This window comes from Stenotrophomonas sp. GL_111 (assembly GCF_057835245.1).
This window is the reverse complement of record NZ_CM174421.1, coordinates 3846390-3870302: the sequence shown is the minus strand read 5'-3', so window position 1 is coordinate 3870302 and position 23913 is coordinate 3846390. Positions and strand designations below refer to the sequence as shown.

Genomic DNA, 23913 nt, shown 5'->3' with positions numbered 1-23913 from the left:
CCGTGCTCAGCCGCCCTGCAGGGCGGCGTGGTAGCTGGCTTCGGTCTGCCCGGTGAAGGTGTCCAGGCCGAACGCCTGCAACGCATGCTGGCGGGCCGCCGCACCCACCGCAGCCAGGTGGCTGCGCTGCTGGTACAGCGCCAGTACCTGGGCCGCGATGGCCGGCACGTTGCGTACCGGCACGATCCAGCCGGTGTGGCCGTGCTCGATATTCTCCGGCAGCCCGGCGTAGTCGCTGACCAGCACCGGCAGGCCCATCGCCATCATCTCGCGGCAGGCGAAGGAGATGGTCTCCACGTCGTAGGACAGCACGAAGCCGGCATCGCCACTGGCGATGAACGGGCGGATGTCCTCCAGCAACCCCGGGAAATGCACCTGATCGGCCAGGCCCAGGCGCGCGACCTGTTCGAGCAGGCGCGGGTCCGGATCGCGCCCGGCGATGGCGATGTGCAGATGCGAGCGGATCGCTTCAGGCAGGGTGGCGATGGCCTCGACCAGGTCGATCCAGCCCTTGTGCCCATCGGTGCCGGCGTTGCTGACCAGCACCAGCGCCTCGGGATCGGTTGTCCAGCGCGCCCGCAGCGCGGCGCCGGCGCCGGCGCCGAGCGGTGCGAATTTCTGCAGGTCCACGCCATTGCGGATCACATCGATCGGGCAGCGCCGGTACGGGCTGTCCAGCAGCATCTGGCGGGTATGCGCGGAGACCGCGATGACCCGGTCGGTGCCCCAGCGCGCGCGCAGGGCATTGCCGAAGGTGTTGCTGGGCTTGCTGTTGTGCTTGGTGAACACCAGCTTGGGGGGACGCGGCAGCCCAGCAACGGCTTCCATCATCACCCGATGGTCGCGCGCGCCGTTGGCGTGGACGATGTCGATGCCGTGCTGCTGGACCAGCCGGCGCAGCGCGCGCAGGTCGGCCCATTGCTGGCCCAGGGTGGGCAGGCCACTGCTGAAGGCCACCGGCAGCGTCTCGGCCAGGCCTTCCTCGCGGACCACACGCAGTACGCGGCTGTCCTCGGGGGCGGCCATGAACAACTGGTGGCGGGTGGACAGCGCGCGCGCCAGTGAGACCAGGTAGGTGGTATGGCCGCCACCGTCGCCGGAATGGAAATTGGTGTAGAGGATCTTCATGGGGGTCTTCGGTAAAACGCCCGCAAAGTCTGCCACAGCGATGTTCAGGCGGCGTCGCTGTGACGCGGCGGGTCGCTGACCGGCTGCCCGTGCTGGAGCATCCACAGCATGATGGTCTTCTGCCGCACGTAGTTGGCGCGCACATAGGCGTAGACCAGCCCGTGCCAGCCATCGCGGAAGCCACCGCGGAACAGCAGCCCGCGCCAGAACCGCCAGGCCGGGGCCAGCACCAGCTTGGCCAGCGTGGCGCGTTTGCCGCGGGCGAACTCGTGCTCGGCCATCATCCGTGCATAGCGCTGGGTCTTGCTCAGCTGCTGCTCCAGCGAGCGGTACGGGTAATGGATCAGGTCGCCGCGCAGGGTACCCACCGCGCCATCGACGCTGGCCGCTTCGTGGATCTCGCGCTTGCCGCGCCAGCCGCCGTGGCGGCGGTCGAACAGGCGCAGCACCCGGTCCGGGTAGGCATTGCCGTGGCGCAGGAACTTGCCGAAATACTCCGACAGGCGGGCGAAGCGGTAGCCGTGGTGGCCGTCGAAGCCGGTGGCCTGGGCGGCCTGGACCGCGGTGTGCAGGTCATCGCTGATACGTTCATCGGCGTCCAGGCACAGCACCCAGTCGTGGCTGGCCTGTTCGACGCAGAAGGCCTTCTGGCTGCGGAAGCCGTCGAACGGGCGCTGCAGCACGCGGGCCCCGGCGGCGCTGGCGATGGCCACCGTGGCATCGGTGGAATAGGAGTCCACGACGATGATCTCGTCGCAGAAGGCCAGCGAGGCCAGGCAATCGCCGATGCGGTCGGCTTCATTGAACGCGATAATGCAGGCCGAGATGCGAGGCCGTTCAGTGGGAGCGGTCGTGGAGGACATGATGGCCGAGTACCTGCTGTTTGCGACGGAGCGCTATGCGTTGCCTATTCTCGCCCCTCTGGCACAGGCGTTGCACGCGTCCGGTCAATCGGTGTCGGCCTGGTTCACCGACGGCGCGGCCGGATCTTCGCTGCCGGGGGTGCCCGATGTCGGCCTGCAGCAGGCGTTGGCGCTGCGCCCACGGGCGGTGTTCAGTGCCGCCAACTGGGTGCCGCCGTTCATCGCCGGGGCCAAGGTGCAGGTCTTCCACGGCTTCAACGTACAAAAGCGCGACAGCGCGCGCGGTCACTTCCGCGTGCGCGGCCTGTTCGATCTGTACTGCACCCAGGGCCCGGCCACCACGCAGCCGTTCCGCGAGCTGGCCGCGCGCGAAGGTCACTTCGCCGTGGCACAGACCGGCTGGCCCAAGCTGGACCCGCTGTTCCGCGACGACGGCGGCCTGAGCGCGGCGTTGCGCGTGCCGGCGCAGGGACGGCCGGTGATCCTGTTCGGGTCGACCTTTACCGAACGCCTGAGCGCCGCACCGCACCTGTACGCGCAGATCGCCGCCGACATCGCCGGCGGGGAGCGCTACTGGTTGCTGACCCTGCACCCCAAGTGCGCACCGGAGCTGTTCGAGCGCTACCGCGCGCTGGCCGGGCCGAACGCGGCCTTCATCGAGCCCGAGCAGGTGATGGCCGCGCAGCGCGCCGCCGACGTGCTGGTCTCCGATACGTCCTCGATCGTGTCCGAGTTCGTGGTCCAGCACAAACCGGTGGTGACCTTCCGCAACCGGGTGCCGCAGCCGCACATGCTCGATTTCGAAGAGGCAACGCAGCTGCCGGCGATGCTGGCGCAGGCGCTCGATCCGACGCCCGCGTTGCAGGCCGAGATCATCCGCTATGCCGACACCATCCACCCCTATCGCGATGGGTACTCCAGCGAGCGGGTGATCGCGGCTACCGAGGATTTCCTGGCCGGTGAACTGGGCACGCTCAAGCGCAAGCCGTTCGGGGCGTGGACGCGCGGGCTGCAGATCCGCCGGGAATTGGGGTATTGGGGGCCGGCGAAGCGGTGATCGCGCACCCGCGCAGGGTGGCGGGGGAGGGTAGAGCCACGCCATGCGTGGCTGCTCCTTTACCAATGCAGGCGGCGTTTGGCCAACGCGCGCGCCAGCTGTTCGTACACGCGGCGTGCCTCGGCCTCGGGCAGGTAACGCAGGCACAGCGCGATGCTGCCACTGGCGCCGGCGGTATCCAGCCACACGCTGGCGGTGCCCAATGCGCGGTCCAGCGGTGAGCGCGACAGGCGCAGCGACTGCAGCTTGTCCAGTTCGGCGAAGCGCCACCAGCGCTGCCACCAGCCGCCGCGCACGGCGACGTAGTGGTTGTCGAGGTGGTAGCCGATGCGCGCCATCTGGCGGTGCGCACGGAACGCCGACCAGGGCAGCCACAGCAGGATCAATGCGCTCCAGGTGTAGCCGTTCCACACCGCCACGGCGGCGACGATGGGCAGCCACAGCAGGCTGCCCAAGCACAACCGCCACCAGCCGCGTTGCTGCACCGGCTGCCACTGCGCCGGCGGCCATTGCAGCTGCGGCAGCAGGTGTTGCACCAGCGCATCGCAGGCGGCCGGCGTGGCCAGCGGTGCCAGTTCGCGCAGGTCGCGGCGTTCGTTTTCCACCGCAGCGCCCGCGGCGATATCAATGCGCAGGTGACGCTGCCCGACCCAGCGCTGCAGGGTGCTTTCGCGCAGCGTCCAGGCCTGGATGCGACGCCGCGCGACGCTGCTGCGCAGGCGGGTCAGCAGGCCGCTGACCACGGTCAGGCGGCGCTCGTGTTCGCTCAGCTGGAAGCCGTAATAGCGCAGCAGTGCCAGGGCCACCGACAGCGCCCGCAGCAGCAGCCAGAAGCCACCGACGGCCACGATCACCGCCACGGCCCACACCCAGGTGGCCGGATGCAGGTGGCTGGCATAACCGAAGGCCTGGCGCCCGCCCTGTTCGATCGCACCGGTCACCGTGCCGCGCGGGAACAGCTGGAACATCGCACCCAGTGCGGCGACCACCGCCACCCAGCCGCGGTTGGAGAGCAGGCCGATGCGCACCACGTCCCAGGTGCTCAGCTTCAACAACACAGTGTCGTCGGCCACCGCTGCGGCGGCAGGGGTGTCAGTGTCAGTGTCAGCCGTACGCAGCGGGGCATCCTGCCCGCGATGACGCACCAGCTGTTCCAGCGCCAGCGCCTGGTCCAGCTTCAATACGCGCATTTCCGCTTCCGGGCGATTGCCACCGGCTGACTCCAGGCGCAGTTCGGCCACGCCGAACAGGCGGTGCAACGGGTTCTGGTGCACCACCACGTTGTGGATGCGCGCGAACGGAATCTCGCGCCGGTTGCGCGATATCACCCCGCTGCGCACGCTGATGCCGTCGCGACCGATCCGGTAGCGGTAGGTGAGGTACTGCAGGATGGAAATGCCGACCAGCACCGCGATGACCACCACCGCCGCGCCGTAGGACCACATCTCGTCGCGGTCGCCGCGATTGCCGAACACCACCAGCGCCACCAGTGGCAGCAGGAACTGGCGCAGCTGCATCAGCAGCACGAACAACCACGACCACGGGTGCAGCCGCTGCTCGGCTGCCGCATCGATCACGCTGGCGTCGACCGGTGGCGGGACACTCACAGGGCGTCGTCGTCCTGGTCCAGCTGGTGCGCGAGGGTATCGCGCAGGCGCTCGGCATCGGCGCCATCCAGCCCGCTCAGGGTCACCGCGCTGAAACGGCTGCCGGCGGTGTGCACCACCAGCGTAGCCAGTCGCGCGCTGCGTTCGATCGGGCCACGGCGCAGGTCCAGGTGCTGCACACGCGAGACCGGCACCCGGGTTTCCAGCTGCCACATCAGGTCGCGGCGCACGCCCAGGCCTTGCTCATCCAGCCGCCAGAAGGTGCGGCGCTGGCGGCGGAAGCCGAAGGCCGCGCCGATCAGTGCGCCCAGCACCAGCATGCCGACCGCGCCGAACCAGCGCTGCGGCAGGTCCAGCATGACCCAGGCCGTGCCGAACACGCCGCCGAACAGGAGCGCACCGGTGATCGCGCCGCCGGCGGCGGCAATCGAGGCGGCGCGCAGCGGCAGCGGCTGCCAGTCTGGGCTGGCCGGCAGGGGCGGTGGGGTGGGAATCGGCAGGGTGTCGATGGCGTCGGGCAAGGCGGGGCGCTCGGCAGGAGGAAGCATGCCGGGCGACGTGCGCCCGTGGCGCTGACGGTAGCAGGTTGCCGCGCGCTATTGCGCGGCCTGGATCAGCGCATCGACGTCGAGCAGATGGCCGGCGCGTTCGGCCTTGGTGCGCAGGTAATGCTCGTTCTCGGCGGTGATATCGCCGGTCACCGGCACGCAGTCGACCACGTCGATGCCGGCATTGCGCAACCGCTGCGCCTTGGTCGGGTTGTTGCTGAGCAGCTGCACGCGACGCACGCCCAGGCCCTGCAGCATCGCCACCGCACTGCCGTAACGACGCTCATCGGCACCGAAGCCGAGCTGTTCGTCGGCATCGATGGTGTCCAAGCCGTCGTGCTGGTAGCCGTAGGCGCGCATCTTGGCGGCGATGCCGGTGCCGCGGCCTTCCTGGTCCAGGTACAGCAGCACGCCGCCGCCGAGTTCCTTGAGCTTGCGCAGGCCGCGCCGCAGCTGATCGCCGCAGTCGCACTTGAGCGAGCCGAACAGGTCGCCGGTCAGGCACGAAGAATGCACCCGCACCGGGACCACGCCGGACAGGTCCGGCGTGCCGACGATCACCGCGACCTGGTCACGCTGGGCCACGCCACCGCGGAACACCGCAAATTCGGTCATGCCCACCTCGCGCAGCGGCACCGGCGAGCGTGCCACCAGTTCGTAGGCGTGCGCGGCCTGTTCGGCGCCCTGGTGCAGGTCGCACAGCGAGACCTGCGCGCAGCTGTCGAAGCGGCGGTCGGCCGGGTCCAGCAGCACCCCGACCATGGCCGGCAGCAGCAGCCCGAGCCGGGCGATTTCCACCGCGCCGTCATCCAGCGCTTGGCCGGCGCTCCAGCCGGCCGGCATGGTTTCCGGCTCGCGCAGATAGCTCAGCGAGGGCAGGGCATCGAAGTCGATGCCGGCCAGCGGTACGCGTGCGCCGCGTTCGGCGGTCACGCCCAGCACCCGCGCGCGGGTGGCGGTGAGGAACAGGTAGTGCTGCCCCGCGGCGACCTCGGCGAAGGCGTTGAAGCTGCTGCGGGTGCTGCTGTCCAGCGCGATGAAGGCCAGCCGCTGGCCCTGGCCGTCGTCGATCAGTACCGGGCGGCCGGCACGCAGTTCGGCGACCGCGCGTTCGCAGCGGATCGCGGCCGGATCGCCGAACGGGGAAGAAGCAGCTGGGGACATGGCAGGGGCCGTGGGGGACATCGTGGTTTCACAGTGGGGACGGATGGCGCCGATTCAATCGCGCTGCGGGCGCGACCAAGCGTCGCATTCAGTGCGGATGTTCCTCGGTGGCGTAGGGGTCCACTTCATCACTTTCCGGCGGGCGCAGCGTGTAGCGCTTATAGGTCCACTGATACTGCGCCGGGTCGCGGCGGGCAATCCGTTCGATGCCCGCATTGAGCGCGCTGGCGGCGATGCGCGGGTCCGGGTCGGCCACCGCCGGCGCGGACGGTTCGATATGCAGGGCGAACTGCATGCCCGGCCCGACCCGCTCGCACCAGCCATACAGCACGGTGGCCCCGGTGCGTTCAGCCAGCCGGTTGACCAGGGTCATGGTCAGCGCCTCGATGCCGAAGAACGGCGCGAACACCCCGTCGCCGGCCTTGGGCTGCTGGTCGGGCAGGATGCCGGTGGCGCCGCCGTCCTTGAGCACCTTGAACAGCTGCCGCACCGCCGGGCCTTCGGCGCGCACCTGGCGCACGTTGTCGCCGCCGCGGACCAGCTGCAGGAATTCATCGCCGACCGCCTCGTCGGGCGCCTTGTAGACGATCGCGATCGGCCCGCGCGAGGCCAGCCACTGATTCAGCAGCTCCCAGTTGCCATGGTGCGGGGCGGCCACGATCACGCCCTTGCCGGCGGCCAGCGCGGCGTCATACAGGGCTTCGCCATGGCGCTCGACCAGGCAGCCCAGGTTGCGCTCACGCGGCTGGGTCCACAGGCGCAGGGTTTCCACCGCCTGCAACGCGGTGGAGCGCAGCACCTCACGGTGCAGGCGGGCCCGCTCGGCCGGGGCCAGTTCGGGGTAGGCCAGCTCCAGGTTGCGCCGGGTGACCCGGCTCTCGCGGGCATTCAGGCGGATCCACAGCCAGGCCAGTACGGCGGCAAAGGCACGCAGCCAGGACCAGGGCAGGCGGGTGAACAGGGCAGCGGCGCGATAGGCCAGGCGGGCGGTGGTTTGCGGTTTCATCGGGGCAAAGTCTAGCCGGTGACGGCGTTGGCCGTGGGCGCGGGGCCGCTGCTAAGGTGGCCTGCCTTCACCCACCGGGCCGTATCGATGCTTGTCCTGATCCAGCGTGTCACCCAAGCCAGTGTCAGCGTCGAGGACGCCGTGGTGGGCCGGATCGGCCCGGGATTGCTGGCCCTGGTGGGCATGGAGCCGGGCGACAGCGAGGCCCAGATCGCCCGGATGGCCGATCGCCTGCTGGGTTACCGTGTCTTTGCAGATGAGGGCGGGAAAATGAACCGGTCGCTGGCCGATACCGGGGGCGGGCTGCTGCTGGTGAGCCAGTTCACCCTGGCCGCCGATACGTCCAGCGGCATGCGGCCGGGTTTCAGCACGGCGGCACCGCCGGTGGAGGCTGAACGCGGATTCAACCGCCTGGTCGACATCTGCAGGCAAAAGCACGCTTCGGGGGTGGAAACCGGGCAGTTTGGTGCCCATATGGTTGTCAGCCTGGTCAACGATGGTCCAGTGACCTTCCTGCTCAGACCTTAGCGCCCGGGACCACCGCCCGGGGACGCGGGGCGCCGGGCTGGTATAATGCTAGGTTCTATTCCCTCTCCCAGCCGGTGGCGCGAGCACTACATGGCCAACGAACGTCCTGCCCAGCAAAACGACATCAAGCTTCTGATCAGCAAGGGCCTGGAACAGGGCTACCTGACCTACGCCGAAGTCAATGACCATCTGCCCGACGACATCGTCGACCCGGAGCAGATCGAAGATATCATCGGAATGATCAACGGCATGGGCATTGATGTCCATGAAGTTGCTCCCGATGCAGAAACCCTGTTGCTCAACGACGGCAACACCGGCAACCGCGAAGTTGACGATACCGCCGCCGAAGAAGCCGCCGCCGCGCTGAGCGCGCTCGACACCGAAGGTGGTCGTACCACCGACCCGGTGCGCATGTACATGCGCGAAATGGGTACCGTCGAGCTGCTGACCCGCGAAGGCGAAATCGCCATCGCCAAGCGCATCGAAGAAGGTCTGGGCCAGGTCCAGGCTGCACTCGGCACCTTCCCGGTGTCGGTGGAATCGCTGCTGGCCGATTACGACGCGCACAAGGAAGGCAAGAAGCGCCTGGCCGAAGTGATCGTCGGCTTCAACGACCTGGCGGAAGAAGTCCCGGCTCCGGCCGTGGCCGAAGACACCAGCGATGACGATGACGACGCCGACGAAGAAGAAGACGACGCCGACGACGTTGAAGAAGAAGCCGGCCCGACCGGTCCGGACCCGGAAGAAGTCGCCCGCCGCATGCAGGCGCTGGCCGATGCCTACACCGCGTTCAAGAAGGCGGCCGCCAAGGGCGACCGCAAGCCGTTGGGCAAGCTGCGCGACGACATGGCCGCCGTGTTCGTGACCCTGAAGCTGCCGTTGCCGCTGACCGACGTGCTGGTCAAGCAGCTGCGCGACGTCATGGCCGACATCAAGTCCCACGAGCGCCGCGTGCTGAACCTGGCGACTGTGACCGCGCGCATGCCGCGCAAGGACTTCATCCGTTCCTGGGAAGGCAACCAGACCAACCTGGAATGGGTGGAAGACGCCCTCAAGCGCAAGCAGAAGTGGTCTTCGGCCCTGCGTGACGTCAAGGACCAGATCATTGCCGAGCAGCAGGCCACGCTCGACATCGAGAAGACCACCTGGCTGGAACTGGAAGAGCTGAAGGAAATCAGCCGGGCCATGGCCTACGGCGAAGCCAAGGCGCGCAAGGCCAAGAAGGAAATGGTCGAAGCCAACCTGCGCCTGGTGATCTCCATTGCCAAGAAGTACACCAACCGCGGCCTGCAGTTCCTCGACCTGATCCAGGAAGGCAACATCGGCCTGATGAAGGCCGTGGACAAGTTCGAGTACCGCCGCGGCTACAAGTTCTCCACGTATGCGACCTGGTGGATCCGCCAGGCCATCACCCGTTCGATCGCCGATCAGGCGCGCACCATCCGTATTCCGGTGCACATGATCGAAACGATCAACAAGTTGAACCGCATTTCCCGCCAGATGCTCCAGCAGTACGGCCGCGAGGCCACGCCGGAGGAGCTGGCCAAGGAAATGGACATGCCGGAAGACAAGATCCGCAAGGTGATGAAGATCGCCAAGGAGCCGATCTCGATGGAAACCCCGATCGGCGACGACGAGGATTCCCATCTGGGCGACTTCATCGAGGACACCAACGTGGAGTCCCCGATCGAGAACACCACCAACATCAACTTGTCTGAAACCGTGCGTGACGTGCTGGCCGGCCTCACCCCGCGTGAAGCCAAGGTGCTGCGCATGCGCTTCGGCATCGACATGAATACCGACCACACCCTTGAGGAAGTCGGCAAGCAGTTCGACGTCACCCGCGAGCGCATCCGCCAGATCGAAGCGAAGGCGCTGCGCAAGCTGCGTCACCCGAGCCGGTCCGAGCAGCTGCGCAGCTTCCTGGATATCGATTGATCGATCCAGCCAGTTAGCGATGCGTAAACACAAACCCCGCGTAAGCGGGGTTTGTTGTTTCTGGCGTATGCGCGGCTGGGCGATGCGGTGGCAACGGGTTAGCATGCGCGTCGCTTTTCAAACGTGGTCAAAGGAATGCCGATGAAATCAGTGGCTCTGTTGTTCGCCCTGTTGCCGCTCACCGCCTCGGCCGACACGCCGCAGCCGCCGGCGTGCAACACGGCGGACTTCTTCAGTACCCAGTTCGAGTACGCCCAGGGCCGCGTGGTGGAGCCCGGACAAGTGCTGCTGCTGGGCGAAGAGATTGGTTGCCTGGACGAGGAACACGCCGGCTGCCGCAGCGGCGATGCGGTGGAGCCGGGCAGCGGCCTGATCATCGGCGACCGCTGGAACGAGCACTACTGCGTGCAGGTACTTCCCCCGGGCAAGCAGGTGGTGGGCTGGGCGCCGGCGCAGCGTGTGATGAAGACCGCCAACTACGCCGAGAACAGCCCGACTGACTGGGTGGCGCACTGGGAAGGCGGCGCCGGCCGCGCCCTGGATATCGTGGCGCGGGGAGCTGGTTTCGAGCTGAGCACGCCGGGCGTGGGTGCCGACGCAGCGCCGACCGTGATCGGCAGCGCGGTGCCGGACGAGATCAGCGGCAACCTGCATCTGAGCGAGGGCACCTGCGAGACGCGGGTGTCGCTGCAGGGGACCACCTACCTGGTGGTCAGCGACAACGGGCAGTGCGGGGCGGCGATGGGTGGCCTGCGCGGTGTCTATGAAAACCGCGCGCGGGTGGAGCGGTTGATGCGGTTGTTGGAGCGGTAAGGCGCTTCCGGCAGTGGAAACCGGTCGCGGGCCTCCACTACACTGTGCGGCCGCAAGGGCCTATAGCTCAATGGTTAGAGCAGAGGACTCATAATCCTTTGGTTCCAGGTTCGAGTCCTGGTGGGCCCACCATATTGATGTCCGGCGACGTCCAGCAATGTCGGCCTAGCCGACTTTCTTCTTGTGGGCGAAAGCATAAGTTGGCCGTTTCGGCCAACTTGTACTAAAGCCTAAAGCACAAGTTGGCCGGTTTGAGGCCTCAGGAAGCTTGCCGCCCTAGGCGATTCAATCACTTATGAGCCGTAAATGGTAATTTTGCCGGCTGCGGCCAACTTATGCTGAAGTGCCTCAGCATCGGCTAGGCGACAACTACGCCCGAAGGACTCCAAGTGATGGTGGTGTCTATCGGTCAGCTTATCGACAGGCCCAAGTGTGCTGCACCCAATGGCGCTTGATCGCATACGCGCACCCCCATCGGCTTGGTATCCGCTTTCGGCCTAAGATCGAGTCCAGTGGAGGTCACGTAAGGCAGGCAGGGTAGAGGCTCCAACCCGGGAGCCTCATATGCCATCTCACCTCACGCCGTGGAACAAAGGAAAGCTGGTCGGCCAAAAGGCGCCGCTCAGACTCAGTGACATTTGGTCCATTCGGGTGCGCCTACAGCTGGCCGGGCAAGCTCGAGATTTGGCGATGTTCAATCTAGCGATTGATTCAAAGCTACGGGGGTGCGATCTAGTCAGCCTTCGGCTAAAAGATGTATCTCACGGCTCTACCATCGCCAGGAGGACGATCGTACTGCAGCGGAAAACAGGTAGGCCAGTTCAATTTGAGCTAACGGAGATGACAAGGTCCGCCATTGCTGACTGGTCCCGTCAAGCCCAGCTAGCATCTGCATCCTACTTGTTCCCTGGGCGGGCTGCGGGCCATCTCTCCACCCGCCAGTACGCGCGAATCGTTGAGTCATGGGTCACAGATATCGGACTCGACCGACATAGCTACGGAACTCACAGCAATAACTGTAGTGGCGCCCAACTACCAAGTAGACGGACCCGTGGGTCCGGTTATGCGACTCGCCCACAAAGCACCGATCTGCGCGCTTCGCCTTGATGCTACTCGATCTTAGGGCGGCAGGGGCCGGCTAACAAGGCAGCGTACAAATGGAACCAGTGGCAGGATCGGCGGCCGCTCCAATGGCCGCTATGGGTCGTATGACGCCCGACGGCCACAAGCAGCCTTCCGGCTAGTATCATCTTTGATTGTCAACTCAAGATTTGTTTACGAACGTCAAGACGCCTATCGAAACTCCATGGGGCGCCATGACCGAGTCTGTGCGTCAGAACATGTTCATTGGCGGCAAGACAGGAACAGGTCAAACCCCTTTACGATCAATAGAATGAATCGCGACCAGCTCAAAAAACTCGAAAATGACCTGTGGTCAGCAGCCGACAAGCTCCGCGCCAACTCCGATCTCAAGGCCAGCGAGTACAGCACCCCAGTGCTCGGTCTGATCTTCCTGAAATTCGCGGACAACAAGTACCGGCAGCACCAAGCGGCAATCGAGCAGGAATTCAAGAAGCTCCAGGGCACGCGCCGTGAGCGTACCTTGGAAGAGATTGCCATCGAGAAGTGTGGCTTCTACCTCGATGCGAAGGCCCGCTACGACTACCTGCTGAACCTGCCCGAGAAGGAAAACATCGCCAAGGCCATCCGCGCCGCGATGGCCAGCATCGAGAACACCAAGCCCGAGCTGCTGGGCGTGTTGCCGCAGGAGGAGTACGACCGATTCACCCGCAGCCCCAAGAACCAGCACATTCCCAAGGACTTGCTCAAGCTGTTCTCCGACATCCCGGTGGACGCTACCGGCGACGTGTTCGGCCAGATCTACGAGTACTTCCTCGCGAACTTTGCGCTCAGCGAGGGCCAGGGCGGCGGCGAGTTCTTCACGCCACGCTCGGTCGTCAAGCTGATGGCCGAGATCATCGAGCCCCATGGAGGCAAGGTGTTCGACCCCGCCTGCGGCTCCGGCGGCATGTTTGTGCAGTCGGCGGACTTCATCCTCCAGCACCAGGCCGACAAGGCGGCAGACCTGGACGTGTTCGTCTGCGGCACCGAGAAGACGCTGGAGACCGTCAAGCTCGCCAAGATGAACCTTGCTGTGAACAACCTGCGCGGCGACATCAAGCAGGCCAACACCTACTACGAGGACCCCTTCAACGCCTTCGGCGCCTTCGACTACGTGATGGCCAACCCGCCGTTCAACGTGGACGACGTGACGCTGGACGCCGTGGAGAAAGACCGCCGCTTCAACACCTACGGCGTACCCCGCAACAAGACCAAGGCAAAGGCGGCGGGCAGGAAAGACGGCAAGGAGAAAGCCGTCGAGACCGTACCGAACGGAAATTATCTCTGGATCAACCTCTTCGCTACCTCGCTCAAACCCGGCGGCCGCGCCGCGCTGGTGATGGCCAACTCGGCCAGCGATGCCCGCCACTCCGAGGCCGACATCCGCCGCACTCTGATCGAGCAGAACCTCATCTACGGCATGCTCACGCTGCCGTCCAACCTGTTCTACACCGTCACCTTGCCGGCAACCTTGTGGTTCTTCGACAAGGGCAAGACCGATGACAAGGTGTTGTTCATCGACGCCCGCAACATCTTCACGCAGGTGGACCGCGCCCACCGCGAACTGAGCGACGCGCAGATCCAGAACATCGCCCTCATACCCCGCCTGCACAAGGGCCGCCGCCAAGAGTTCGTGGACCAGGTGGACCGCTACCTGCACCAAGGCATGGCGCAGCTCAAGGAAGCCGCCGAGCACCTGCCCGCCTTGAGCGACCGCCTGCTGGCTGTGCTGGCTGAAGAAGCGGCCGATACCCAAACCAGCCAAGCTGCGCGCGAAGCCGTTGCCGCGCTGCAGGCCCAGTGGGGCCAGCTCGTCGCGCTCGCGCTGGCGCAGGACCAGCACGAACGCACCCGTGGCCAGAAGCACAGCGTGGAGGAGCGCAACCAAGCGCAGCACCTGCTGCGCGCCCAGTTCGCGCCCTTCTTCACCGGCCAGCACGCAGCGGTGAAGGCGCTGGACAAGGCCATCCGCGAGATGGACAAGCGCAAGGCCGAGGCCGCAAAGCTTGAGGGCAAGCGCGCCACCGCAAACCGCCAGACCAAGGGCGTGAAGGCGGCGGTGCAGGCCCTGCACGACGAGCTGAAGGCCGCCGAGCTGAACTACCAGCATGTGAGCTGGCTGCAGGAGCGTTTCCCCAACGCCGCCTACGAAGATGTCACCGGCCTGTGCAAGCTGGCCAGCCGCGAGGAAATTGCTGAGCAAGATTGGTCGCTGAACCCGGGGCGGTATGTGGGTGTGGTGATTGAGGAGGATGGGAAGACGGAGGAAGAGTTCGCCGAAGAGCTGCTGTCGGCTCACGACGAGCTGTTCCAACTGACCAAGTCGGCGGGGGTTCTTCAAGACGTGATCGCGAAGAACTTGGCCGCCTTGGTGGAGTGACCATGGCCTCCCGCGAGTTCGAATACAAAACGCTCACGGAAGTCGGTACCTTGGGCAGAGGAAAGTCCAGGCACCGACCGCGCAATGACCCCGACCTCTACGGTGGCGAGTATCCGTTCGTCCAAACGGGCGACGTGAAGCACGCACCGTTCTATCTGACGGAGTACACCCAGACATACAACGCGAAGGGCCTTGCGCAGAGCAAGCTTTGGCCGGAGGGGACGCTGTGCATCACGATTGCGGCCAACATTGCAGATACGGCAATCCTTGCGATTCCTGCGTGCTTTCCAGACAGCATCTTGGGGTTCACACCTCATCCGCACCAAGCTGACGTTCGCTACACGAAGTACTGTCTTGACGCGTTCAGAGGGCACATGGAGCAAATCTCCAAAGGCACGACGCAGGACAACCTCAGCATGGACAAGCTGTTGAAATTGAGGTTCTGGTTCCCCGCCTACGAGCTGCAGCAGAAGATTGCTGCGCTGCTCACCGCCTACGACGACCTGATCGCCAACAACCGGCGCCGCATCGCGTTGCTGGATTCCACGGCCGAAGAGATCTACCGCGAGTGGTTTGTGCGGATGCGTTGCCCGGTCGATGCCGAAGCAAACAGGTCGCCCAAGCGGCTGCAGCCCTTCGACAGCCTCTGTGAGCTTCAACGTGGATTCGATTTGCCGGACAGAGACATGCAGCCCGGCTTGGTGCCTGTGATTGCGTCCACCTCCATCAAAGGGTTCCACAACGTCGCGAGGGTGGAGCCGCCCGTGATCACCACTGGCCGGTCGGGCTCGCTGGGCACCGTCTTGTATGTGAGGGAGCCAGCATGGCCGCTGAACACGTCGCTCTGGGTCAAGGATTTCAAGGGCAACTCGCCGAACTTGGTGTACTTCACGCTTCGAGGCCTTCACCTGGAAAACTTCAACGCCGGTGCGGGCGTGCCCACCTTGAATCGGAATCACCTGAAGAGCATCAAGGTGCACGTCCCGCCGGCAGATTCCCAAGCTAAGTTTGATGAACTAGTTGAGCCACTTCTGGCGCAGGCGCAGACGCTGCGCTTGGCTTGCGCGAAGCTTGTCTCCACCCGTGACGCCCTGCTCCCCCGCCTGATCTCCGGCAAGCTCCGCGTCGAGACGTTAGACATCCAGTTCCCGCCCAGCATGCAGCCGCCGCCCGCAGAGGCCGCGCAGCGTGAGGAGGCGATAGCCCGTTAGCAGGTCTTCTTTCTACTCCACAAGCAGCAACACCAGGGAGGTGCCGTGGCAGCCGCGAAGAATTTCATCAGCGAGGACGACATCGAGCAGGCCCTGCTGCAGCGGCTGCAGCACCTGTGCGGCTTTGATGCGCTGAATTGCTTCACGGCCCAGCCCGATGACCTGAACGACGGCTCCGGCCGCGCCGACAAGCGTGAGGTCATCCTGGCCGACCGGCTGCGCACCGCGCTGGAGCGGCTTAACCCGCAGGCCCCGGCCCACGCGGTGGGCCAGGCTCTGGCGCAACTGGTGCAGCCGCGCACGGCAATGAGCCTGGTCGCGGCCAACCGGGAGATGGACGGATTGATACGCGACGGCGTGCCGGTGACCTACAAGCCCGAGGCCGGGCCGCAGGCGGGGCAGACCGTGACCGAGCGGCTAAAGGTCATCGACTTCGACGCGCATGATCCGCGCACCGGCCGCAACCACTACCTGGCGGTGAGCCAGCTCTGGGTGCGCGGCGAACATGGCTACCGCCGGCCCGACTTGCTGCTGTACGTGAACGGCCTGCCGTTGGTGTTCATCGAGCTGAAGAACAGCAGCGTGAAGCTGCGCGCAGCCTTCGACGACAACCTGACTACCTACAAGGCCGAGATCCCGCAGCTCTTCACCGCCAATGCGTTGTGCCTACTGAGCAACGGCATCGAGACCCGGCTGGGCAGCATCACCGCGCAGTGGGAGCACTTCTTCACCTGGCTGCGGGTGGATGACGAGAAGGAACAGCTGGACCGCCCTGCCATTGCCGCGCAGGGCCTGAGCGTGGAGCGCGCCGTGTTGGGCCTGCTGACGCCCGAGCGGCTGCTGGACTATGTGGAGAACTTCTGCGTGTTCTACCGCGAGACGCAGAAGGTCATCGCGCAGAACCACCAGTTCATCGGCGTCAACAACGCCTTCGAGCAGTTCAGGCGTCGGCGTGAGCTGGGCGGCAGGCTGGGCGTGTTCTGGCACACCCAGGGCTCGGGCAAGAGCTTCTCGATGGTGTTTTACACGCGCAAGATCTTCCGCAAGCTCACCGGCAGCTTCACCTTCGTGGTGGTGACGGACCGAGACGACCTGGATGGGCAGATCTACCGCAACTTCCTGCACACCGGCGTGGTGGCGCCCAAGGACGACGTGCGGCCCAAGGGCAGCGCGCAACTGCGCGAGATGCTGGGGAAGAACAAGCGAGTGGTGTTCACGCTGATCCAGAAGTTCCGGTTCGAGAAGGGCAAGGACTACCCGCTGCTGTCCGACCGCGACGACATAGTCGTCATCGTGGACGAGGCGCACCGTACGCAGTACGCGGGCCTGGCCGAGAACATGCGTGTGGGCCTGCCCCGCGCCAACTTCCTGGCCTTCACCGGCACGCCGCTGTTGGGCCAGGAGCGCAAGACCAACGTCTGGTTCGGCGACTACGTGTCCGAGTACAACTTCCAGCAGAGCGTGGAAGACGGCGCCACGGTGCCGCTTTTCTACGAGAAGCGTGTGCCGGAGGTGCTGATCCAGAACGACGACCTGAGCGACGAGTTCGCTGCGATCCTGGAAGACGAGAACCTCGACGGCGAGGCGCAGGAGAAGCTGGAGAAGCGCTTCGCGCAGGAGATGGAGGTCGTCAAGCGCGAGGACCGACTGGACACGATTGCGCGGGACATCGTCTACCACTTCCCCCGCCGCGGCTACCTGGGCAAGGGCATCGTCATCTCGGTGGACAAGTTCACCGCCGTGACGATGTTCTACAAGGTGCAGGCTCTGTGGAAGGCCGAGATCAAGGCGCTGAACGGCCGCATCACCGCGACGACCAACGACGTGGAGCGCCAGCGCCTGAAGCAGCTCAAGGCCTGGATGGGCGCGGTGCAGATGGCGGTGATCATCAGCGAGGAGGCGGGCGAGGAAGAGAAGTTCGCGAAGAAGGGGCTGGACATCAAGCCGCACCGCCAGCGCATGAACGCGCTGGATGAGCACGGCCACGATATTGAATTCAACTTCAAGGACCCGGAGCACCCGTTGCAACTGGTGTTCGTCTGCGCGATGTGGCTGACGGGCTTCGACGCGCCCACGGTGAGCACGCTCTACCTGGACAAGCCCATGCAGGGCCACACGCTGATGCAGACCATCGCACGGGCCAACCGGGTGAGCGGCCATGAGATCCTGGGCGTGGCCAAGCGCCACGGCGAGATCGTGGACTACTACAACGTCTTCCGCCGCATGAAGAAGGCGCTAAAGGACTACGCCGCCGGCCCCGAGGACGACGAGCTGCCGGTGCGGGACAAGAGTCATTTGTTCACGCTGCTGGACGAGGCCATGGAGCAGGGCCTGGCCTACTGCCAAAGCCAGGATGTGCCGCTGCACGAGGCGCTGGACCGCGGCGACGTGTTCACCAAGCTGGGCCAGTTCAACGGCTTTGCCGACACGCTGCTGGCCAGCGACGAGCAGCGCAAGTCCTTCAACGTCTACGAGAACACGATCTCCTCGCTGTACGAGGCCTGCAAGCCTGAGGTGCTGGGTCGCAAGCTGAGCCGCGTGGTGTCGGCCTTCCAGTACCTGCGCGGGGTGATGGACAGCATCGTCGAGCAGGTCGACATTGACAGCGCGGTGCAGCGCATCGAGGCGCTGCTGGACGCCAGCGTGGTGGTGGACAAGGCCGAGGCCCTTTCCACCAAGGAGTTCGAGGCGCAGTACAAGATCGTGCAGCGCGGCAAGGCCTGGGACCTCAGCAAGGTGAACGTTGAGAAGCTGCGCGAGGAGTTCCAGCAGGCGCCTTTCAAGAACATCCAGATCGCCGACCTGCAGGCCTTTCTGCAGCGAAAGCTGGCCGAGATGCTGGCGCAGAACAGCACGCGGGTGGGCTTCATCCAGCGGCTGCAGAATGTGATCGACGCCTACAACTCCGGCGCCACGTCCACCGAGAACTACTACGACGAGCTGACCGCGTATGCCCAGGAGCTGAAGGAAGAGGCCGAGCGACACATCCGCGAAGGCCTGACGGAGGACGAGTTGGAGCTGTTCGATCTGCTGAATAAGGAGTCACTGACGCAGGAAGAGACCCAGCGCGTTAAGCTGGCCGCCAAGCACCTGCTGAAGCGCCTGGTGGAGGAGCAGCCCAAGGTACTGATTCAGAACTGGCACCAGAGCGCGCAGACGCAGAAGCAGGTGCGCGCGGAAATCGAACGCGTGCTTGATGCGGACTTGCCGGAAAGCTATGACCGTACCACCTTCAAGCAGAAGTGCGACAACGTCTATGACCTTGCCGTTGAGTACGCACTGCGCGGCAGGAAGTGGGCAGCATGAGCGCGGGTAGCGATGGATCGCAGTGAATTTGTTCAACAACCGGTGACAGTAACCGACCGCTTCGGGTCCCATGGCGTTCTGGGGCCAGAAGCTGACATCGCCAGGTCACCTCCCACGCTTCACCGAGGCCCGAATATGCAGGCCCCTTTAGCCTCCATGCGGCTAAGACCGGCGGCGCTGGATCAAGTGGGCCAACGAGCTGGCCAGGAGTGAGGGTGCGCCCGGTGTTGGAACGACCAAGATGCTTGCCCAAGCAGCGATGGTGCGCGATATCCACCCTGACTGCTCAACAGCATTCACACTCTTGGCAACTGCCATCATAGGTTTGAGCCGACGTCCCCCCGGCCTGAGTAGTGAGCGGGTTTAGAGTCCGGTGCTGACTTGACGCATCCCTGACCTTGTTCACATTGCCCCCGCGCAGCGCTTCCTGCTACCAATGGCATCACGCCCACGGATGACTGGTGATACATGAAGCATGCAGGGAGGTTGCTCGCTGGAGCACTGTTGATGATGCCCGCTGCCGCACATGCCGGGATCGATCTGGACGCGCTGGATGAAGGTATGACCGGACCGCGTACCGAAATGCTGACCCTGGGCAGCGTGCACCTGTCGCAGCACACAGGGTTCAATGCCAAGGCGTGGGGCCCGCTGCTGGACAAGCTGGAAGCATTCAAGCCGGGCTATATCACCGTGGAATCCATCAGCGGTGAGCAGTGCGATCTGGCCACGCGCCATGCTGAAATTTATGGTGAAGACTACTGTGCAAGCACCGAGCCGGCACGCTTGGCGACAGGCCTGGATGTGCCGGCGGCGATCGCAGCGGTCGACAAGGTACTGGCCGCGTGGCCAGCCGAACCGACGCCCGCACAGCGCCGGCATCTGGCCGCGCTGTTCCTGGCTGCCGGCGAACCTGCTTCGGCCTACACACAATGGTTGCAGTTGTCTTCCGACGCGCGCCGCAGTGGCGATGGGCTGGAGGAGGCGCTGGTCGAACAGCTGCGCAAGATGGAAACGCACAACAACGAGGTCCTGCAGATCGCCGCGGTGCTCGCCGCACGGTTGGGCCTGCAGCGCGTGCATGCCGTTGATGACCATACCGGTGACGCGCATCGGCTGGCTGACCGCAAGGCGTTCGGCCAGGCCGTGGAGCTTGCCTGGAAGGCCGATCGTTCCGGCGTTGCTGCACTGGAACGGGAGCAGCGTGTGCTGGTGCAGCGCGAGGATCTGCTGCCGCTCTATCGTGCGGTCAACCGCCCGAACGCATTGAGGGTTCTTGCCGACAACAATGTGCGCGCTGCACTCGCCGCAGCATCGCCGCAGCACTATCCGCAGATCTGGGTAAACGGTTGGGAGCTGCGCAACCTGCGCATGGTCGGCAACATCCTCCAGGTCGTCCGTGACCATCCCGGCTCGCGCGTGTTGAACATCGTGGGCGCTTCGCACAAACCCTGGTTCGATGGCTGGCTGGGGCAGATGTCAGGGGTGGATATCGTGGATGCACAGGCGGTGCTGAAGTAGTCCATCCGGTGCGTCGCTGGCGAAGCATCACGGGATGCGTGGTGCACCCCGCCGCGGCCGCACCGACACATTCATCTCGTCGGGCACATGCCAGCGCCACGGGAATTCCTTGGCGCGGCTGATCCCGATGCGCGGCCCCACCACGGGGGCGCTGCTGGGGGCCATGCCGTCGGAGACGATGCGGATGCCGCGGTCGTTGCCGACCAGGTCGGCGCCATCCAGGGCGCCGGTGATGCCCATCGCCTGCGACAGCCGGCCGGGGCCGCTGCTCAGGTCGCGGTCGCGGCGGATGGCGGGACGGGCCTGGCGGATGAGGTCCAGCCCCGCCAGCGGCGCCAGTGCGCGCAGCAGCACGCCCCAGCCCTGGCCGACTTCGCCGCACACCGCGTTGGCGCCCCAGTGCATGCCATAGGTGAAATAGACATACAGGTGACCGGCCTCGCCGAACATGGTGGTGGTGCGCGGGGTCATGCCCTTGAACGAATGCGCGGCCGGATCCTGCGCGCCGGCGTACGCCTCCACCTCGACGATGCGGCCGGCGCGACCGTCATCGCGCACCAGGATCTTGTTCAACAGCGCCGGCGCCACCTCGGTGGGGTGGCGCTGGTAGAAGGCGCGCGGCAGGGTGATCCAGGCCTGCTGTGCGGTGTTCGTAGTCGGGGCGGCGGGGGACGGCACGGACGGTTCTCCTGCTCGGCCTTCCAGCATGCACCCGTTGGTATTGACGGCGCATCACGGCGCTGTCGCGTGGCTTCAGCGCGGGTGTGGGACCGCCGCGTTGGCCACGGGGCGCTGCGCTTGCGCTGCGCCGGCCGGCAGTGGGGCGATCACCAGCGTGCGGCCGCGGCAGACGTCCACGTCGGTGTAGCGCGCGGTGCGCCCGTCCTTGAAGGTCAGCCGCAGGTCGTAGCGGCAGGTGTCGCCGGCCAGGGCGAGGGTGGTGGCGTCGCCGCCGCCGGTCAATGCGGTGATGGGGCGGGGCTGGTAGGTGTCGCTGCCGGCGGGCGCGATCGCCACGGCCACCACGCTGTCGTGGGCGCGGTTGCGCAGGTCCAGGTAACGGGTGGTGTCTGCGGCGTGGGCCGGCAGGGCGGCAACGGTTGCAAGCACGGTCGCGAGGAGGGCGAGGCGGGTCGGGTGCATGGCGGAGATCTCCGGTCGGTGCGTGCATCCAACCGGAGCGCTGCGGGCCGGGCAACGAGGGTGGGACCAATCGTCGCTGCGACAGGTCCAACCGTAGCCCGGTGTGGTCGGCGCACCGGGGGCGGGGCCCCGGTGCGCGTCCCTCAACGGTTTCAGTAGCGGTACTGCCAGCTCAGTTTCAGCACGCGTCCACGGCCGGCGAAGTAGTTCGCGTTGGAGGGGGTGGTCTGCGCGTAGTAGCTGATGTACTGCTTGTTGGCCAGGTTCTGCACGCCCAGCGTGAACACGTGGTTGTCCAGCGCGTAGCGTGCGACGAGGTCGAACGTGGTGTAGCCCTCGAAGCGGGCGACTTCGCGGCCGCGCGCGCTGAAGTCGCGGTCGAACGCATGGCTGCCCTGCAGGCGGGTGCTGAACGCCGGCGTCCAGCGCTGTTCCCAGAACGCGGTCATCCGGTTCGGTGCGATGTTGACGCCGGCGAGGTCGCTGTCCAGGCGGCCATCGAGGTCGCCATCGAAGCGGCCGTTGGCCCGCGCGTAGCCCAGGCCCAGGCGGCTCTCGCCCAGGCGCACGGCGAGGTTGCTCTCGATGCCTTCCACCTGGGTGGCCTGGCGCTGCACGTTGTAGGCATCGATGCCGCGGTCGTAGACCAGGATGGAGCCGTGCTCGGACTTGGAGATGTAGTAGGCGATGTCGCCGCTGAAACGACCGTCGTCGTACTCCAGGCCGATCTCGCGGTTGTCCGACACCACCGGCGACAGGTCCACCAGTTTGTCCACGCGCTGGCCATCGATGCTGATCGCGCGCAGCACACGGCCGACGTCGGCCACGGTGTAGCCTTCCGAGTACGAGGCGTAGGCATTGAGGCGGTCGTTGATGTACCAGACCGCGCCGAAGTTGGGCAGGGTCTCGCTCATCTTCGGCTTGCCGCCGGCCACCTGGCGCGCGCCGTAGCGGGGCAGGGTGGCGTAGTCGTCCACCTTCAGCTCGCCCTTTTCATAGCGCAGGCCGGCCGACAGCATCACCTGCGAACTCGGCCACCAATGCGCCTGCAGCAACGGCGAGATGCTCTGGTAGGTGGTCTCGGGCACCCAGCTCAGGCCGCTGGCCAGGAGTACCTGGCGGGTCTGGTCGCGCAGGCCGTCCAGACCCAGGGTGATGTCCAGCGCGGTGTCGCCGATGCGGCGCCAGGACTGGGTGAGCTTGAAGCCGCGCTTGTCCGATTCGTTCTGGGTCTGGTCCCAGGCGGCGTTGGCGCCGGTATTGCCCCACGGGTCCCACTGGCTGGCGCCGTAGCGGCCTTCGAAATCGACCGCGAAGGCCTGCGCCTGGAAGGTGCCGCCGAACAGCCCCGGTGCGGTGTAATCCACGGTCAGCGAACTGGAGCGGTTCATCGGCGGCTCCAGCGGCGTGTCGCCGGGCACGGCGATGGTCGGGCGGCCGGTGAGGTAATCGCCGTTGAGCGCCATGTAGGTGTCCAGCCCGCGCAGCTCGAAGCGGTTGGCCATGACCTGCAGGCGATGGCCGTTGTCGAAGTTCCAGCCCACCTTGGCGAACACGTTGGAGGTGGTGGAGTCCATCAGCTCGCCCTGCGCGGTAGTACCGATCGAGCGGCCCTTGCCGTCGTAGTACAGGCCCTGCCGCTCGTAGGCCAGGCCGGCGACCAGGTCGAACTGGTTGGCGCGCACGCCGATCAGGGCCGAGGCGCGCTGGCTGTCGTCATCGCTTTGGCCGGGGCTGGCCATCGCGGTGGACAGGTTGCTTTCGAACATCACGCTGTTGGGTTCGGTCGGGGCGCCCTTGGTGATGATGTTGACGATGCCGCCGGTGCCACCGATACCCTGCAGCGCGTTGGCGCCGTGGATGATCTCGATGCGCTCGATCATGGCCGGGTCGATGGTGTGCGAATCGCGCGAGCCATCGCGCAGCGGGGTGGACTGCGGGATGCCGTCGACCATGTACAGGATGCCGCGGCCGCGCATGGTCTCGCCGTAGTTGGACATCTTTTCGCGGGCCGGGGCGAAGGCCGGCACCTGGGCCGACAGCAGCCGCGAAACGTCCGAGCCCAGCGCCATCTGCTGTTCGATGTCCTCGCGGGTGATCACCGTGATGGTGTTCGGCATCGCGGTCTCGCCCTGCGGCTGGCGCGCGGTGGAGGCCGATACGGTGACCCGGCCCAGCGAGGTGGTGGGGGCGGCCGGTGCGGCGGCACTGGCCGGTGCCGGTGTCGGTGCGCGCGCGGTGCTGGCCTTGCGGATCACGAAGATGCCGGGGCTGCGCTCGTCCACCTCCAGGCCCTGGCCGGCCAGCAGCCGTTGCAGCGCCTGCTGCGGGCGGTAGCTGCCGTCGAGGGCGGGCGCCTGGCGGCCGGCGGTGACGTCGGCGGCGAACAGCAACTGCAGGCCGGTCTGCCGGGCCAGGCTGTTGAGGGACTGGTCCAGCGGGCCGGCGCCGAGGTGGATCTCGACCGGGGCGGCTGCGGTCTGTGCCCAGGCTGGGCTGGCCGCGCACAGGGCCAGGGCCAGCAGGGTGGGCGTTGCGTGGCGCAGGGCACTGCGCGGAGCGGAACGGGTCATGCGGATTC

Annotated in this window: 18 protein-coding genes and 1 tRNA gene; 10 read left to right on the top strand and 9 right to left on the bottom strand. The window is 66.0% G+C overall.

Annotated features, from left to right (window positions below; all coding sequences use genetic code 11):
* Positions 1-6: 6 nt before the first annotated feature.
* Both AC3IPM_RS17170 and AC3IPM_RS17165 read right to left on the bottom strand, forming a co-directional pair.
* Entirely contained in the window at positions 7-1128 is a 1122-nt protein-coding gene (locus tag AC3IPM_RS17170; protein WP_489301455.1) for a glycosyltransferase, read from the bottom strand.
* 44 nt (positions 1129-1172) lie between these two features.
* The gene (locus AC3IPM_RS17165) at positions 1173-1991 is read right to left on the bottom strand and encodes a glycosyltransferase family 2 protein (protein ID WP_489301454.1); all 819 of its coding nucleotides are present in this window, start codon (positions 1989-1991) and stop codon (positions 1173-1175) included.
* Between AC3IPM_RS17165 and AC3IPM_RS17160 the strand changes: the two genes are divergently transcribed.
* Positions 1990-3048 (top strand): CDP-glycerol glycerophosphotransferase family protein, encoded by a 1059-nt coding sequence (locus AC3IPM_RS17160; RefSeq protein WP_489304193.1) that lies wholly within the window; start codon positions 1990-1992, stop codon positions 3046-3048. The two genes, AC3IPM_RS17165 and AC3IPM_RS17160, sit on opposite strands and share 2 nt — an antisense overlap.
* 59 nt (positions 3049-3107) lie before the next feature.
* Here AC3IPM_RS17160 and AC3IPM_RS17155 read toward each other — a convergent pair whose 3' ends face one another.
* The 4 genes from AC3IPM_RS17155 to AC3IPM_RS17140 form a co-directional block, all read right to left on the bottom strand.
* Positions 3108-4655, bottom strand: coding sequence for a PH domain-containing protein (locus tag AC3IPM_RS17155; RefSeq protein ID WP_489301453.1), 1548 nt, complete (start codon positions 4653-4655; stop codon positions 3108-3110).
* Positions 4652-5203, bottom strand: a complete 552-nt coding sequence (locus AC3IPM_RS17150) for a PH domain-containing protein (protein ID WP_489301452.1) — start codon at positions 5201-5203, stop codon at positions 4652-4654. Before AC3IPM_RS17150 ends, AC3IPM_RS17155 begins: the two co-directional genes overlap by 4 nt.
* 48 nt (positions 5204-5251) lie before the next feature.
* Complete coding sequence (gene ribA / locus AC3IPM_RS17145; protein ID WP_489301451.1) at positions 5252-6388, bottom strand: GTP cyclohydrolase II RibA; 1137 nt, start codon at positions 6386-6388, stop codon at positions 5252-5254.
* A gap of 67 nt (positions 6389-6455) precedes the next feature.
* Entirely contained in the window at positions 6456-7373 is a 918-nt protein-coding gene (locus AC3IPM_RS17140) for a lauroyl acyltransferase (RefSeq protein WP_489301450.1), read from the bottom strand.
* 87 nt (positions 7374-7460) lie between these two features.
* Between AC3IPM_RS17140 and dtd the strand changes: the two genes are divergently transcribed.
* The 9 genes from dtd (at position 7461) to AC3IPM_RS17095 (ending at position 20189) form a co-directional block, all read left to right on the top strand.
* The gene (gene dtd / locus AC3IPM_RS17135) at positions 7461-7901 is read left to right on the top strand and encodes a D-aminoacyl-tRNA deacylase (RefSeq protein ID WP_489301449.1); all 441 of its coding nucleotides are present in this window, start codon (positions 7461-7463) and stop codon (positions 7899-7901) included.
* A 90-nt stretch (positions 7902-7991) separates the two neighbouring features.
* Positions 7992-9839 (top strand): RNA polymerase sigma factor RpoD, encoded by a 1848-nt coding sequence (gene rpoD, locus AC3IPM_RS17130; RefSeq protein ID WP_489301448.1) that lies wholly within the window; start codon positions 7992-7994, stop codon positions 9837-9839.
* Between the two features lie 141 nt (positions 9840-9980).
* Entirely contained in the window at positions 9981-10652 is a 672-nt protein-coding gene (locus AC3IPM_RS17125) for a hypothetical protein (protein WP_489301447.1), read from the top strand.
* A gap of 56 nt (positions 10653-10708) precedes the next feature.
* Positions 10709-10784: transfer RNA gene (locus AC3IPM_RS17120), tRNA-Ile, on the top strand.
* 432 nt (positions 10785-11216) lie between these two features.
* Positions 11217-11759 (top strand): tyrosine-type recombinase/integrase, encoded by a 543-nt coding sequence (locus tag AC3IPM_RS17115; protein ID WP_489301446.1) that lies wholly within the window; start codon positions 11217-11219, stop codon positions 11757-11759.
* A gap of 286 nt (positions 11760-12045) precedes the next feature.
* The gene (locus AC3IPM_RS17110; protein ID WP_489301445.1) at positions 12046-14154 is read left to right on the top strand and encodes a type I restriction-modification system subunit M; all 2109 of its coding nucleotides are present in this window, start codon (positions 12046-12048) and stop codon (positions 14152-14154) included.
* Between the two features lie 2 nt (positions 14155-14156).
* A complete protein-coding gene (locus AC3IPM_RS17105; RefSeq protein WP_489301444.1) occupies positions 14157-15365 on the top strand; it encodes a restriction endonuclease subunit S in 1209 nt (402 codons plus the stop codon).
* 45 nt (positions 15366-15410) lie between these two features.
* On the top strand, positions 15411-18671 hold the full coding sequence (locus AC3IPM_RS17100; RefSeq protein WP_489301443.1) for a type I restriction endonuclease subunit R: 3261 nt from the start codon (positions 15411-15413) through the stop codon (positions 18669-18671).
* A 486-nt stretch (positions 18672-19157) separates the two neighbouring features.
* A complete protein-coding gene (locus AC3IPM_RS17095) occupies positions 19158-20189 on the top strand; it encodes a DUF5694 domain-containing protein (RefSeq protein ID WP_489301442.1) in 1032 nt (343 codons plus the stop codon).
* Positions 20190-20216: 27 nt separating this feature from the next.
* On the opposite strand, the gene AC3IPM_RS17090 is transcribed toward AC3IPM_RS17095, so the two are convergent.
* From AC3IPM_RS17090 to AC3IPM_RS17080, 3 genes are all read right to left on the bottom strand, one after another.
* Positions 20217-20867, bottom strand: coding sequence for a DNA-3-methyladenine glycosylase (locus tag AC3IPM_RS17090; RefSeq protein WP_489301441.1), 651 nt, complete (start codon positions 20865-20867; stop codon positions 20217-20219).
* A gap of 75 nt (positions 20868-20942) precedes the next feature.
* Complete coding sequence (locus tag AC3IPM_RS17085) at positions 20943-21332, bottom strand: hypothetical protein (protein WP_489301440.1); 390 nt, start codon at positions 21330-21332, stop codon at positions 20943-20945.
* Positions 21333-21484: 152 nt separating this feature from the next.
* A complete protein-coding gene (locus tag AC3IPM_RS17080) occupies positions 21485-23905 on the bottom strand; it encodes a TonB-dependent receptor (RefSeq protein WP_489301439.1) in 2421 nt (806 codons plus the stop codon).
* Between the last annotated feature and the right edge of the window lie 8 nt (positions 23906-23913).